Origin of the sequence: Roseovarius ramblicola (assembly GCF_042430665.1) — a bacterium.
In the GTDB taxonomy this organism is placed as follows: Bacteria; Pseudomonadota; Alphaproteobacteria; order Rhodobacterales; family Rhodobacteraceae; genus Roseovarius; species Roseovarius ramblicola.
Map to the genome: position 1 here is coordinate 351,614 of NZ_JBHMEC010000008.1, position 13,635 is coordinate 365,248.

Genomic DNA, 13,635 nt, shown 5'->3' on the forward strand with positions numbered 1-13,635 from the left:
CGTTGCCCTGTCCGGAGGCCGCTCGATGGTCGATATCGCCACCCGCGTCTACAACCACCGCTGGAAGCTGGACCCGATCGTCCGCTCGCTCATCGACACCGATTTCTACAAGCTTCTGATGTGCCAGACGGTGCGCCGCAACCGGCCCGACACCAACGTGACCTTCTCGCTCATCAACCGCACCTCCTCGATCCGGCTTGCCGATCTCGTGGATGAGGGCGAGCTCCGCGAGCAGCTCGACCATATCCGAACCCTGTCGTTGTCCCGCGGTGAGAGCACCTGGATGCGCGGCAACACCTTCTACGGCAAGCGGCAGATGTTCACGCCCGAGTTCATGGACTGGTTTGAGGGGCTGCGCCTGCCACCCTATCATCTTGAGCGGCGCGAAGGGCAATACGAGCTCACCTTTGAAGGCAAGTGGCCCGAGGTGATGCTGTGGGAAATCCCGGCGCTCGCGGTGTTGATGGAGCTTCGGGCGCGCGCCGTGCTGGGCAAGATGAAGAAATTCGAGCTTCAGGTGCTCTACGCCCGCGCCATGACCAAGCTGTGGGAAAAGGTCGAGTTCCTGCGCCCGCTCGACGGTCTGCGCATCGCGGATTTCGGCACGCGGCGGCGGCATTCGTTCCTGTGGCAGGACTGGTGCGTGCAGGCCATGCGCGAGGGTCTGGGCGATCGCTTCGTCGGCACGTCGAACTGCCTTATCGCCAAGAACCGCGATCTCGAGGCGATCGGCACCAACGCGCATGAATTGCCGATGGTCTATGCCGCGCTGGCCGAGACCGACGAGGAGCTTGCCCGCGCGCCCTACAAGGTGCTCGCCGACTGGCACGAGGAGCATGACGGCAACCTGCGCATCATCCTGCCCGACACCTTCGGCACCGAGGGGTTCCTGCGGCACGCGCCCGAGTGGCTGGCAGGCTGGACGGGTATCCGCGTCGATTCCGGCCAGCCCGAAGCGGCGGCAGAGGCCGCGATCGAGTGGTGGAAAGCGCATGGCGAAGACCCCCGTGACAAGATGATCATCTTTTCCGACGGGTTGGACGTGGCGCGCATTTCAGAGCTGCACCGGCGATTTGCGGGCCGGGTGCGCACCTCGTTCGGCTGGGGCACGCTTCTCACCAACGATTTCCGCGGGCTCACCCCCGATGATGCACTGGCCCCCTTCTCGCTGGTGTGCAAGGCCGTCTCCGCCGAGGGCAAGCCAACGGTGAAGCTGTCGGACAACCCGCGCAAGGCGATGGGCCCCCGGGAAGAAATCGCGCGCTATCAAAGGGTCTTCGACGTCGGCGAGCAGACCGAGATCGACGTCTTGGTCTGAGACCGCGCGGCGCTGTATGGTTTTCGTGGGCCCATCGCAACCCGATCCTGTGCGCGCTCACCGCAACCCGATCCCTGTGCGCGCTCACCGCACGACGAACTCGGCGTGCAACGCGCCCGCCGCCTTGATGCTCTTGAGGATGTCGATCATGTCGCGGGGCGCGACGCCGAGCGCATTGAGCCCGGCGATCACCTCGGCGAGCGAGGTTCCCCCGGGAACCTCGGCAAGCCCGATCCCACTCTCTTCCTCGATACTGGCCTTGGTGCGCGGCACCACCACCGTCTCGCCCCGCGCGAACGGATTGGGTTGGACGGCGAGCGGCCTCTCCTCGATGCGCAGGGTCAGGTTGCCCTGCGAGACGGCGACACGCGAGATGCGCACATCCTGCCCCATCACGATGGTGCCGGATCGCTGGTCCACCACGACCCGCGCCTTGCGCTCCGGCTCGACCATCAGGTTCTCCACCCGTCCGAGGGCATGCGCCGGCGAGCGCGCGCGCATAGCTTCGATATCGAGCCGTACCGTGCCCGAATCGAGCATCAGTGCGACGGTCCGGCCCACGGCGCCGTTGATCGCGCGCTCGATGCGGGCCGCGGTGGTGAAATCCGGTTCGCGCAGCGCCAGCCGCAGGCTCTCCAGCCCCGCGAAATCGAAATCCACCTCGCGCTCGACCCTCGCCCCGGACGGGATGGTTCCCGATGTCGGCACACCCTGCACCACACCGCCCGAATCGCCCTCGGCGGCGGCACCACCGGCGATGATTGTGCCCTGCGCCACAGCGTAGATCTGCCCGTCCGCGGCATTGAGCGGTGTCATCACCAGCGTGCCACCGAGCAGGCTCTTGGCGTCTCCGATGGCAGAGACCGTCACGTCAATCTGGCTTCCGGCACGGGCAAAGGGCGGCAGTGCCGCAGTGACGAGCACGGCGGCGACGTTCTTGGGGCGGAACTGCTCGCCCGTGACATTGACCCCGAGCCGTTCGAGGATGTTGGACATGAGCTCTTCGGTAAACGGCGAATTGCGCAGGCCGTCGCCGCTCCCGTCGAGCCCGACGACGAGCCCGTAGCCCAGCAGGTCATTGCCGCGCACGCCGTCGAATTCCACGAGGTCCTTGATGCGCACCGGTCCGGCGATGGCGGCATGGGCTGTCGCGAGGCAGAACAGCAGGACAGCGGGGATCAGGCGCAGCGGGACGGTCATGACAGGAAATTCGCGAGGTTGAGGCGCGCGGTCCGCGCGGTGATCGTGTAAAGCGTTTCCAGTTGTGTTTGCACCTGTTCGAGCGCCGCCGCGCTCTCGAAGATATCCACCGACACGAGGTCGTTGCGCGCAACGCGCAGGCCGGTGGTCTCTGCATCGATCCGGGCCACGGCCTGGGCGATCCGTTCTTCGGCGAAGCCGAGCTGCCCGCGCAGCCGCGCCACCCCGTCCTGCCCGGCGAGAAGCCCCGTCCCCAGCTCCCGGGCGAGGGCGGCGCGGTCCTCCGGGTCAAGCGCGAGCGCCGGGTCGTCGATCAGGGACAGCATCGCCGCCTGCTTGATCTGGCCGCGCAGCGCGGCGTCGTCGGCGCGGATGCTCAAGGCGACGGTTTCCCCCGCCCCGAGTGCGTGGCCCGCCGCCGACCCCTGCCCGCCGCGGTAGATCCCGGTGGCAAAGCCGCCGTCAGCCGCATCGAAGAAGCTGTCGAGCGCGCCGCGCAGGGCCGAGGCATCCGGGGCCGCCGTCAGGACGGTGCGCAACTCCTGCAGGAGGGTGTCGGCATCGGCGAGCGGTGCGCGGTCGGTCACCTCGCCGCCGAACAGGACGCGGCCCGCCGACCCGGTGCCAAGCGCGCCGATCATCGACGACAGGGCGTTGCGCGCCGCCTCCGCAATCACGCCAGGCTGCATCGCGCCACCGGCCGACCCGGTCGCGAGCGCTGCCACGGCGAGCGCGCGGCCGCTTTCTTCCACACGGCCGAGCGCCGTCTGCATGATCCCGGCATCCACCGCGGCGATGCGCGCCACCTCCCGGTGCGCATCCGCGAGGGTCAGCGCGCGCTCGATATCCGCCAGCGGCAGGAGATTGCCGGACAGGTGCCTTGCCGTGTCCGTGGCGCGGCCTGTCGAGACCTCGCGGGTCAGCCGGTCCGTCTCGCGGGTCAGATGCGCGCCCTGCTGTCGCAAGACGAAGCTCCGGGCGAGATCACCGATGGATTGCAGGGCCATGTCATATCCTCAGAAGGGTTTGCATCATCTCGTCGAGCGTCCGGATCATGCGCGCATTGGCCGAGAAGGCCTGTTCCACCACGAGCAGCCGTTGCAGCTCGGCATCGCTGTCCACACCGCCGCGCAGCTCCAGCTCCCGCAACTCCCCGGCCTGTCCTGACGCAAAGCTCACCGCGCGCTCTGCCGCCAGCCGCTCCTGTGCGATTCGGCTCGAGATCTGTGCGACATGGTCGGAGAGATTGCCCTGCGGCGCGCCCGGCTCCGGGGCCTGCCGCGCCGCGAGCGCATTGCCAATGGCCGCGAGATACGGTGCCACCGCCGGGGGGCCCGGGGCCGCGGCGTCCGGCCCCGTGCGCAGCCGGAAGAGCGTACCGCCCTGTGCCGGATCGACCGCCGGGTTGACCGCGAGCCGCCCGGCGAGCCCGGTCTCGTCCGCAGGGGCGAAACGTGCCCCGGCATCGGTGAAGAGCCCGGGTGATGGCGGTGGTGTCAGGCTCTCCACCCGCTCTGCCAGGTCGCGGGCGAGCGCGTCGAGCCCGCGTTGCGCCTCGGGTCCGATCCCGTCGCGATTGTCGAACAGTGCCCCGAGCCGCCCGCCCGCGAGCGGGCCGCCCGCACCGGTCGGCGCCGGGCGACCGCCGATCTCGAGCCCTGAAACAAGACCGTTTTCTACGGTCATGTTCGCCGCGACCAGCGGTGTGGCCTCAAAACCGATCTGCGCCGGGCGCCCGTCGAGCAGCAGCGCACCGCCGGTGGAGACCAGCGCCACCGCGCCGCGGCCGCGCTCCAGTTGCCGCACGGGGACAAGCTCCGCGATGCCGTCGATCGCCTGTTGCCGCCGGTCCTCGAGCGCGGCGGTCTCGTGGCCCGCCGCGCGTGCGGACACGATGCGCGTATTGATCTCCGCCACCTGTGCGAGGCTGGTATTGAGCCGCTCGACGGCCCCGGCGATGTCGGTATCGGCGCGGCTGCGCAGCGTTTCGATCTGCTCTGCCGCATCGTTCAGTGCCGTGGCGAAGGTGGTCGCCTCGCGCAGCACCGCGTTCAGCCTCGCGTCGTCCTCGGGTCGCGACGAGGCCGTGGCGACCGCCGCCTCGAAGGCGGCGAGCCGGTCGGCGAGACCACCGCCATCGCCCGGCAGGCCGAGCGCGCGTTCGAGTGAGGCGGCAAAGCCTGCGCGCGTCTGTGCATCGGCCAGCGCGCTATCGGCGAGTCGGCGATCGGCGAGCACTACGGGATCGACATGGCGCGTCACCCCCGTCACCGCCACCCCGCCGCCCGTGCCGCGCGCCTCCAGCTCCAGTGTACGCGGGGCGTGCCCGGGCGTGAGCGCGTTCGCCAGATTGCCCGAGATCACCTCGGTCAGTCGCGAATTCGCGGTCAGCCCGCTGAGGGCGCTGTTGAAGGCGGCGGATATAGACATGGGTCTTGACCTTTACCGGAGAGGCGGGGCTCAGCGGATGATGTTGGTCGTTTCCTGAAGCATTTCATCGACCGTCTGCACCACCCGCGCGTTGGAGGAATAAGCGCGCTGCGTCTGTATCATGTCGGTCAGTTCGCGGGCGACATCGGTGGCCGATTCCTGTCGGGCGAAGGGGACGAGATCGCCCGTCGGACCGTCTCCGGCATCCCACAGGAAGACACTCCCGCTGTTGATCGAGGGGCGATAGGTCTGCCCGTCGAGGGCGATCATGCCGTTGAGGTTGGGCAGGTCCACGAGCGGCACCTGAAAGATTGTCCGGGTCACGCCGGTGTCGAAGGTGGCGTGAACGAAGCCGTTGGCGTCGACATCGACGGACACCATGTTGCCGACCGGCGCGCCGTCCTTGGAGATATTGAGCGGTGCGAATGTGTCGGACAGTTGTGTCAGCCCCTCGGCGGTGCCGGGCCGTCCGATATTGACCTCGACCGGGCCGCCGTTGACAGGGGCGATCAGGCGCCCGGTGGCCGGGTCGTATGCCCCGCCACTGATGGTGGTGACATTGAGAAGGGTTCCGCCCGCCGTGCGCGAATCGTCGAATTCGAGCTCATACTCGCCGATCACGGCGTTTCCTGTCGCCGAATCGCGCAGCGTCATGGTCCAGATGTTGGACGACCCGTTCGCCGGGACCCGGGGCGCGAACGACGCCTCGATGGTTTCGGACCGACCGAGGTTGTCGAAATATTCGATGGACAGGTTTCTTGGCGCGCCGCTGGCGTCAGCCCCGGTCTCGGTCGCGGGGAGGTTCGCGCCGAGTGTGATCGCCGTGGTCGGTTCGCCGATGAGCTGGTTGACGCTGATCTGCACCGGTTCGAGCCCGTCGCCGGTATCGCGCGGGAAGGCGGGGATCGACCCGTCCGGGCCGGCGGGCCATCCAAGCAGTGTCAGGCCCGACGCGGTGACGAGCCGACCGTCCGCATCGCTGCGAAACGAGCCGGTCGCGGTCAGGAGCATCTGCGGATTGCCGTCTGCGGCTGCAACCTCGCTGCTCGCGGCGACCGGGATGAAGCCGCGCCCCCGCACCGCGAGATCCGTCGCATTCCCGGTGGTGACGAGTGAACCACCCTGATCGACGAGTCGCTGGGTCGTCGCGCGCACGCCGCCGGCGGCGTAGTTGCCGCTCCGGTCCTCTATGACCAGCGACTCAAAGCTCGTTTCGACCCGGCGATAGCCGAAGGTCGAGGCATTGGCGATATTGTCGGAGATCGCCGCAAGGCGCGACGCGTTGGCGTTGAGCCCGGCGACGCTGGCATTGAGGGAAGAGGAAATCGTCATGGTCACGCCTTTCAACTGGATCGAGTATCGTCTCGACACAGTCATAGGCGCATTGCCTTAACAGGGCGCTAACCGCCGAAAACCGGCGCGTTTCAGTGCGACCTCAGGAATGTCACTTCCAATCGGTTGTTGCGGGACGACATCGGGTCTTTGCTTGCCGCGGAGCGGTCGGCGTGGCCGGTGATGCGGCGCATGCGCGTGCGGGCGATGCCCGCCTCCTCCAGCAGGATGCGCATCCGGTTGGCACGCGCCGCCGAAAGGTCCCAGACCGGATTCTCGGCAAGGGTCACCGGGCGCGCGCGGGTATGTCCGGCGATGGCGATGTCGTTGACGATCGGGGCGGTGACCGTCGCGATGAGCCGCGCGATCGCGCGCAGGGTCTCTGTCGGTTCGCTTTGATCGGGCGCGAAGAGCGCCGCGCCGCCGACATCGAACAGCTCGATGATGAGCCCTTCGTCGGTGACCCGTGTCACGATGTGGCGCAGTACGTCGTCGGAGGCGAGGCTCTCGCCGTTGCGCCCGCGGAGCCGTGCGTCGATTTCGGAGAACGCCGCGCTGTCCTCGCCGTTGCTCGTGTCCTCGCGGGTCACGCCGAGGTCGCCGCGCGCCTGATGGCTTGCATTGATGTGTCGATCGGACGCGCCGGTGCCCATTTGGGACAGGCTCTCCTCGGAAAAGGCGGAATCGCCCCCGAACGCGCCGCTTCCTCCGCCCGAGACCCGGTTGATCGGGACCGTCGGACTGAAGTAATCCGCAATACTCTTGCGTTGTTTCTCTGTTGTCGCGCCCAGAAGCCACATCAGCAGGAAGAACGCCATCATCGCGGTTACAAAGTCGGCATATGCCACCTTCCAGGCACCGCCATGATGCCCGCCGCCGTTCACGACCGTCTTCCGTTTGATGATGACCGGCGCCGCATTGCTGCGCGCATCCATAGCTCACCACCTGTCTCACACCCGACACAAGGCATAACATGTCAGCGTTTAACGGTCTGTTAATGCGTCAATTTTTAGGTGTTCGTCTCAGGCCAGCCCCGGCAGCCACAGCACGATCATCGGGAACGTCACCAGCAGCGCGATGGTGACCGCATCGGCGACGAAGAAGGGCATCACGCCGCGAAACACGTCCTGCACGCTGAGGTCGGGCCGCACGCCGGCCACCACGAAACAGTTGAGACCGATGGGCGGCGTGATGAGGCAGAACTCGGCCATCTTGACCACGAGAATGCCGAACCAGACCGCACACATCGGCCCCGACATCCCAAAGGTGCTGTCGGCGGCCGACACCATCGCCCCGCCATTGAGCGCCATCACCGCCGGATAGACCACCGGCAGCGTCAGCAGCAGCATCCCGATCGCATCCATGAACATGCCCAGCACCGCATAGGCCAGCAGGATGCAGATCAGGATCAGCATTGGCGACAGCGTCAGCGAGGTGATCCAGTCGGCAAAGGCCGAAGGCAGGTCGGCGAAGCCGAGGAAGCGCACATAGATCAGAACCCCCCAGATGATGGTGAAGATCATCACGCTGAGCTTGGCCGTCTCCAGCAGCGCGTCCTTCAACTCGGGCCACCGCATGCCGCGCCAGACCGCCATGAGGAACACCACGAACGCCCCGATCGCCCCGCCCTCGGTCGGCGTGCCCCAGGCATCGCCGCCGAACGGGTTGTAGACGAAGAAAATGATCGTCACGACGACGAAGACGATAGGCAGGGCGGGGGGCAGCGAGACGAACCGCTCGCGCCAGGTAAAGCCGCCCACCGGCGGGCCGAATCCCTTGATCGTCAGCGCCAGACCGATGATCAGCGCGCCGTAGACAAAGGCCGAGAACACGCCGGGAATGAACCCCGCGAGCAACAGCCTGCCCACGTCCTGCTCCACGATGATCGCGTAGATCACCAGCAATGCGGAGGGCGGGATGAGGCTCGCCAATGTGCCGCCCGCCGCGACCACACCCGCCGCAAAGCGCTTGTCATAGCCGATCTTGAGCATCTCGGGGATGGCGATGCGCGCAAACACCGCCGCCGTCGCCACGCTCGCACCGGACACGGCGGCAAACCCTGCCGTGGCGAACACGGTCGACACCGCAAGGCCCCCCGGCACCCACGCGATCCAGCGTTTCGCCGCCTCGAACAGCGCCTTGGTCAGCCCCGCGTAATAGGCCAGATAGCCGATCAGGATAAAGGTCGGGATGAGGCTCAGCGCCTGCGAACTGACCTTGGAATGCGGCACCTGTCCGGCGGTCTTGACCGCCACGGTCAACGCCCAGAAGAATTCGTCGCCGGCATAGCCCTTCTTGGACCAGAAGATCCAGATCAGCCCGATCACCCCGGCGAGTGCCGCGGCAAAGGCCACCCGCATCCCGAGGACGACGACGACCAGCATCACGCCGGTTACGACAAGCCCGATGTCAATCGGCTCCATCAGCGGGGTTCCCTATTCATGGCGGCCGCTGACATGCGCGGCCTCGCGCGCGGCCTGCATCGCCGCATCCTCGATCAGCGGCACGGCGACCGGGTGCTCGGCCCCGGTGATCAGCGCGCGCCCATACCCCCAGACCTGCAACATCAGCCGCAGCGACAGCACGCCAAAGGCAATCGGTGCGAGGATCTTGGCAGGCCAGATCGGCAGGGCGATGTCGATGGTGCTGTCACGGCTCCAGAGCGGCGCGTTCCAGTCGAAGCTGCGCTCGAAATGCGCCCAACTGCCCCAGACCAGCAGCAGCATCAGCACCAGAACCGCCAGCGTCGTGATCAATTCGATCAGCCAGAGCGCGCGGCCGCTGAACATCCCGACGAAAATATCCATGCGGATATGACCACCGTCGCGCTGCGTATAGGCCACGCCCATAAAGGCGATGAGCGGCATGATCTGCTCGATCCAGTCGACATAGCCGGGCAGCGGCTGATTGAAGAAATTGCGCCCGCCCACGGAAAAAACCGCCAGCACCATGAGCGAGAACACCGCGATGCCGCTCAACAGCGCAAGCTGCCGCTCGATCCGGTACAGGCCGCGATCAAGCCTGCTCAGCGTGCTGTTGTCCGACAGGACAGTGGCCGCTCCCGCCATCGCTCGTCTCCCCGGCTATGCGTGAATGAACCGGCCCGCCACGTTTGTTGCGCGGCGGGCCGGAGAGACCCCGTCAGGAGTCGCCCTTCAACTCGGCGAGCTTGCCGGTGGCAAAGTCATAGAGCTCCTGCGCGGGCAGGTTGCGATTGCCCATGTCCTCGATCCAGGCCGCGGCGGCGGGACCGGCCACGGCCTCCTCGAACTTCTGCAGCGACTCGTCATCGAAACTGATCACCTCGATGCCGCGCTCTTCGAGCGCCGGGCCCCAGGCTTCCATCGTGTTGTTCGTGTAGTTGTCGACATAGTGGTCGAGCGCCTCCTCGATCGAGCCCAACAGCGCCTCGCGATGCGCGTCAGACAGCCCTTCGAGCGCATCGGTATTCGCCACCACCGGGCAATTCACCGTGCCGGGGTTGAGGTTCGCCGTCCACCAGTCGCCGTTCTCGATGGTGCCGAAGGCCATGTGCGCATGCGGCGCAAAGGCCACGGCCTTGACCACGCCGCTGTCCATCGCCTGCCGCACCTCGGTTGCGGTCATCGAGGTGGGCACCGCGCCCACGGCCTCCATCGCGGCGCCGATCCCGCCGGTGGCGCGCACGCTCAGCCCCTCGAAATCGTCCAGGCTGCGGGGCGCGTCGCCCATGCCCACGAGGTTGTATTGCGGCATCGGCGAGGGCATCAGCAGCGTCGCGTTCCAGCGCGCCAGATCCGCCTCGACCGCCGGGTGATCGTAGAGCGCCATCGACAGCTTGCGCTCCTGCTCCAGCGTCTCGACGCCCAGGAACGGAAGCTCCAGCACGGTGATCGAGGGGTTCTTGTCGCGGTGATAGCCGGCGCAGAACTGCGCCATCTCGAAGGCCCCGATGGAAATCCCGTCCAGGTTCTCGCGGTTGTTGCTGAGGCCGCCATAGCTGATGTTCAGGGTGAAATCGCCGTTGGTCTTCTCGCTCACAAGCTCGGCCAGCTTCTCGACATGCTCGGTAAAGGCCCGGCGCTTGCCCCAGAGCGAGACGTTCCACTCGGTTGCCATCGCTTCACCGGCAAAGGCCAGGCTGATCGCGGCCACGGCGGTATAGCTGAGATATTTCTGCATGGTTTCTCCTCCCAGATGTCATGCGTCATGATGGGCGCTACCTTGGGTCATACCCGACCCGATGGCTATGAAGAAAACCGCGCATGCCCCGGCAGCAGCCCTGCGGATATCCGCAAGGTGACTACAGCAGCGCCTCCTTGTCCAGCCCCAGCTTGACGATCTTCTCGTTGAGCGTGCGCCGCCCGATGCCGAGCGCCTCGGCCACCGCCTCCATCCGGCCCTCATGCGCGGTGATCGCCTTGGCGATCAACTCGCGCTCGAACGCCGCCACGGCGGCGCGCAGCGTGTCGGGCACATCGTCGCTCACCGGATCGCGCCGCAATGCCTGCGCGACCGAGCCGCCGCCGCGCCGCGCCATGAGAACCCGGCGCTCGCAGACATTGCGCAACTCGCGCACATTGCCGGGCCAGTCATGCGCCAGAAGCGCCGCGCTGTCCTCGGGCGTGAGGTCGGGCGCGCGGGTCTCGTAGACGCGCGCGAACTCATCAAGGAACCGTGCCGCCAGAAGCATCACGTCATCGCGCCGCTGCCGAAGCGTGGGCAGGGCAATCACCGTGGTATTGAGCCGATAGAGGAGATCGGCGCGCAGCCGCCCCTCGCGCACCGCCTCTTCGGCGTCCTCGTTGGTGGCCGAGATCACCCGGAACGACAGCGGCACCGGCGTCTCCGCCCCCAGCGGCAGAACCCGCTTGTCCTCGATCACCCGCAACAGCTTGGCCTGCACCGGCATCGGGCAGGTGCAGATTTCATCCAGGAACAGGGTTCCGCCATCCGCCCCCGGCAACCGCCCCTTGGCCCCGCCTCCGGTGCCGAACATCTCGGCCTCGAACCCCTCCGCCGATAGCGCGGCGCAATTAAGCGCGAGGAATGGCCCCTCGGCCTGCGCTCCCAGATCATGGAGCGCCCGCGCCACCAGTTCCTTGCCGGTGCCGGTCTCGCCCTGCAACATCACCGCGGCACCGCTCTGCGACAGGTCGAGCACCTCCTCGCGCAGGGTGGCGGTCTCGGGCGTCTGCCCCAACAGCACCCGGTCGAGTCCCGAGAGTTGCATCAGCCGCGACTTCAGTCTCTCGGTCGTGCGCCGCATCGCGTGCTGATCGGCGGCATGGCGCAGGATGTTGAGCAGGCGGCGCGGCTCATAAGGCTTTTCGACGAAACTGTAGGCGCCGCGCTGCATCGCATCGACGGCCATCGCGATATCGCCATGCGCCGAAATCAGCACCAGCGGCGGCGCGAGATCGCGGTCCAGACTGTCCAGAAGCTCGAGCCCCGACATGCCCGGCATCCGCACATCCGACAGGATCACGTCCGGCTGAAACTCCGCCAGCCGCTCGACCAGCCGCTCGGCGCGGGGCAGCGCCTCCACCTGCCAGCCCGACGCATCGAGCAGATCGACCAGCGACAGGCGCATTGCGCGGTCATCCTCGACAACGAGGATGCGGGGGGTCTTGGGAGTGCTCATGCCGCGCTCAAATCCTCGTCCATCCCCTGTTGCGGGATCTCGATTCGGAACATGGCGCCGCCCCGGTCAAGGTTACCCGCGCTGAGCCGACCCTGATGCGCCTTGACGATATTCGCCGAAATCGCAAGGCCCAGCCCCATGCCCCGCCCGCTTTCGCGCGTGGTGACGAACGGCTCCTGCAACTCGTCAAGGCGCGCCTGCCCCAGACCGTGCCCGGTGTCATGCACCTCGACCCAGCCCGCGCCATCGCCCTGCCCCAGCGTGATATCGATCCGCCGCTCGGCACAATCCTCCACCGCGTCGACGGCATTGCGCAGCACGTTGGTCAGCACCTGTTCCAGCCGCAACTGATTGCCGCGCACCAGAACCGGCCGATCCGGCGCATCGAGCGATGTCTTGACCCCCACCTTTGCGATATTCGGCTCCACCAGCGCCAGCGCCGCCTGCACCGCGGCGAGCAGGTCGACCGGCCCGAACTCCTCCCGGTCATTGCGGGCAAAGAACTTGAGCTGCCGGGTGATCCCCTCCATCCGATCGACGATTGCGGCGATCCGCGGCGCGAGCCGCCCCTCGCTCTGCCCGCCGATCTCCGCCGCCGTCAGATGATTGCGCATCGCCGCAATCGGCTGCCCAAGCTCATGCGTGACAGAGGCGGCCAACTGTCCCAGCGCTGCCAGACGGCTTGCGCGCTCAAGCTCGTCCTGCGTCCGCGCCAGCCGCCGCTCGGCGGCCCGGCGTTCCTCGATCTCGACCGCCAGCCGTTCGTTGGCCTCGCGAAGCTGTGCCTCCTCCGCCTCGGACCGGCGCAGCGCCGCCCCGATCCGCCGTGTCCGTCGCACCTGCGACGCAAGCAGCCCGCCCCCGGCCAGCGTCGTCATGATCCCGGCCAGAAGCCAGCTTCGCGTCACCGCCGCGCTATCATCGGCAAAGTAGTGCAGCACCCAGCCATGCGGGGTCAACGTGCCGGAGAGGTGCAGCCGCTCCGCGCCTCCGATCACGGCGCGCCCGTCGTCTGCGGGCCGCCAGTCGAGCGGTGCGAGCGCCTGCCCCGGAAATTGCCGATCCTGCGCGATCCGCGCGCGCTGCGCCGTATCCAGGGCTCCGAGCGCGCGATACCGCCAGCCGGGATCCGAGGACAACAGGACCACACCGTCGCGGTTGGCAAGCAACACCTGCTCTCCCGCCGCGCGCCACGTCTCCTCCAGATCGGTGAGGTCGAGCTTGATCGCGATCACGCCGAGAATCTCTCCGCCCGGTCCGCGCACCGGATCGGCAATGAAATACCCCGGCAGGCCGGTTGTCGCCCCGATCCCGTAGAACCGTCCCTGTCCGCCGGCGAGCGCGGTCTGGAAATAGGGCCGGAATCCATAATCCTGCCCCACGAAGCTTTCCAGTGTGCCGGCATTCGAGGCTGCGATGGTCACACCGTCCGCGCGCATGAGATAGATCGCGTCCAGCCCCGATTCCGCGGCAAAGGCTGCAAGCCTTTGGTCAAGCACGCCGGGCGCGCGCCCGGCGGCGGTGTCCATCACATGCCGGTCGCGCGCCAACACATAGGTCAGGTGCGAAAACCGCTCGATCTCCGAGATCACCATGCTGCGATAGAGCGACAGGCGGCCCTCCGCCTTGGCCCGTTCCTCCGAGCGAAAGAAGCCGAGCGAGATCAGAAACACGCCAAGGATGACGCCCAGGGCCGTCAGAACGGCCAGACCCCGGAGAGTCAGGCGCATCG

11 protein-coding genes are annotated in these 13,635 nt (G+C 67.3%); 1 reads left to right on the forward strand and 10 read right to left on the reverse strand.

Going from position 1 to position 13,635, the window contains the following annotated elements; genetic code table 11:
* The first annotated feature begins 25 nt into the window (after positions 1-25).
* Entirely contained in the window at positions 26-1,318 is a 1,293-nt protein-coding gene (gene pncB / locus ACFFU4_RS05230; RefSeq protein WP_377067753.1) for a nicotinate phosphoribosyltransferase, read from the forward strand.
* Positions 1,319-1,402: 84 nt separating this feature from the next.
* On the opposite strand, the gene ACFFU4_RS05235 is transcribed toward pncB, so the two are convergent.
* From ACFFU4_RS05235 to ACFFU4_RS05280, 10 genes are all read right to left on the reverse strand, one after another.
* Complete coding sequence (locus ACFFU4_RS05235) at positions 1,403-2,518, reverse strand: flagellar basal body P-ring protein FlgI (protein ID WP_377067755.1); 1,116 nt, start codon at positions 2,516-2,518, stop codon at positions 1,403-1,405.
* On the reverse strand, positions 2,515-3,525 hold the full coding sequence (locus ACFFU4_RS05240) for a flagellin (RefSeq protein ID WP_377067757.1): 1,011 nt from the start codon (positions 3,523-3,525) through the stop codon (positions 2,515-2,517). The genes ACFFU4_RS05235 and ACFFU4_RS05240 overlap by 4 nt, the downstream gene beginning before the upstream one ends.
* Position 3,526: 1 nt before the next feature.
* Entirely contained in the window at positions 3,527-4,948 is a 1,422-nt protein-coding gene (flgK, locus tag ACFFU4_RS05245) for a flagellar hook-associated protein FlgK (RefSeq protein WP_377067759.1), read from the reverse strand.
* A gap of 30 nt (positions 4,949-4,978) precedes the next feature.
* On the reverse strand, positions 4,979-6,280 hold the full coding sequence (locus tag ACFFU4_RS05250; RefSeq protein ID WP_377067761.1) for a flagellar hook protein FlgE: 1,302 nt from the start codon (positions 6,278-6,280) through the stop codon (positions 4,979-4,981).
* Between the two features lie 92 nt (positions 6,281-6,372).
* Positions 6,373-7,215, reverse strand: coding sequence for a flagellar motor protein MotB (locus ACFFU4_RS05255; protein WP_377067763.1), 843 nt, complete (start codon positions 7,213-7,215; stop codon positions 6,373-6,375).
* Between the two features lie 87 nt (positions 7,216-7,302).
* The gene (locus tag ACFFU4_RS05260) at positions 7,303-8,703 is read right to left on the reverse strand and encodes a TRAP transporter large permease (protein ID WP_377067765.1); all 1,401 of its coding nucleotides are present in this window, start codon (positions 8,701-8,703) and stop codon (positions 7,303-7,305) included.
* Between the two features lie 12 nt (positions 8,704-8,715).
* Positions 8,716-9,348 carry a TRAP transporter small permease subunit gene (locus ACFFU4_RS05265; RefSeq protein WP_377067767.1) on the reverse strand — a complete coding sequence of 211 codons (633 nt, stop codon included), beginning with the start codon at positions 9,346-9,348 and terminating at the stop codon, positions 8,716-8,718.
* 73 nt (positions 9,349-9,421) lie between these two features.
* The gene (locus ACFFU4_RS05270; protein ID WP_377067769.1) at positions 9,422-10,441 is read right to left on the reverse strand and encodes a C4-dicarboxylate TRAP transporter substrate-binding protein; all 1,020 of its coding nucleotides are present in this window, start codon (positions 10,439-10,441) and stop codon (positions 9,422-9,424) included.
* Between the two features lie 121 nt (positions 10,442-10,562).
* Entirely contained in the window at positions 10,563-11,903 is a 1,341-nt protein-coding gene (locus ACFFU4_RS05275) for a sigma-54-dependent transcriptional regulator (RefSeq protein WP_377067771.1), read from the reverse strand.
* Positions 11,900-13,633 carry a sensor histidine kinase gene (locus tag ACFFU4_RS05280; protein ID WP_377067773.1) on the reverse strand — a complete coding sequence of 578 codons (1,734 nt, stop codon included), beginning with the start codon at positions 13,631-13,633 and terminating at the stop codon, positions 11,900-11,902. The genes ACFFU4_RS05275 and ACFFU4_RS05280 overlap by 4 nt, the downstream gene beginning before the upstream one ends.
* Positions 13,634-13,635: the final 2 nt, after the last annotated feature.

What these genes read in the sequence shown, in the direction of transcription:
- pncB (WP_377067753.1), top strand. Translation starts at nt 26, where the DNA reads ATGGTCGATATCGCCACCCGCGTCTACAACCACCGCTGGAAGCTGGAC.
- ACFFU4_RS05235 (WP_377067755.1), bottom strand. Translation starts at nt 2,518, where the DNA reads ATGACCGTCCCGCTGCGCCTGATCCCCGCTGTCCTGCTGTTCTGCCTC.
- ACFFU4_RS05240 (WP_377067757.1), bottom strand. Translation starts at nt 3,525, where the DNA reads ATGGCCCTGCAATCCATCGGTGATCTCGCCCGGAGCTTCGTCTTGCGA.
- flgK (WP_377067759.1), bottom strand. Translation starts at nt 4,948, where the DNA reads ATGTCTATATCCGCCGCCTTCAACAGCGCCCTCAGCGGGCTGACCGCG.
- ACFFU4_RS05250 (WP_377067761.1), bottom strand. Translation starts at nt 6,280, where the DNA reads ATGACGATTTCCTCTTCCCTCAATGCCAGCGTCGCCGGGCTCAACGCC.
- ACFFU4_RS05255 (WP_377067763.1), bottom strand. Translation starts at nt 7,215, where the DNA reads ATGGATGCGCGCAGCAATGCGGCGCCGGTCATCATCAAACGGAAGACG.
- ACFFU4_RS05260 (WP_377067765.1), bottom strand. Translation starts at nt 8,703, where the DNA reads ATGGAGCCGATTGACATCGGGCTTGTCGTAACCGGCGTGATGCTGGTC.
- ACFFU4_RS05265 (WP_377067767.1), bottom strand. Translation starts at nt 9,348, where the DNA reads ATGGCGGGAGCGGCCACTGTCCTGTCGGACAACAGCACGCTGAGCAGG.
- ACFFU4_RS05270 (WP_377067769.1), bottom strand. Translation starts at nt 10,441, where the DNA reads ATGCAGAAATATCTCAGCTATACCGCCGTGGCCGCGATCAGCCTGGCC.
- ACFFU4_RS05275 (WP_377067771.1), bottom strand. Translation starts at nt 11,903, where the DNA reads ATGAGCACTCCCAAGACCCCCCGCATCCTCGTTGTCGAGGATGACCGC.
- ACFFU4_RS05280 (WP_377067773.1), bottom strand. Translation starts at nt 13,633, where the DNA reads ATGCGCCTGACTCTCCGGGGTCTGGCCGTTCTGACGGCCCTGGGCGTC.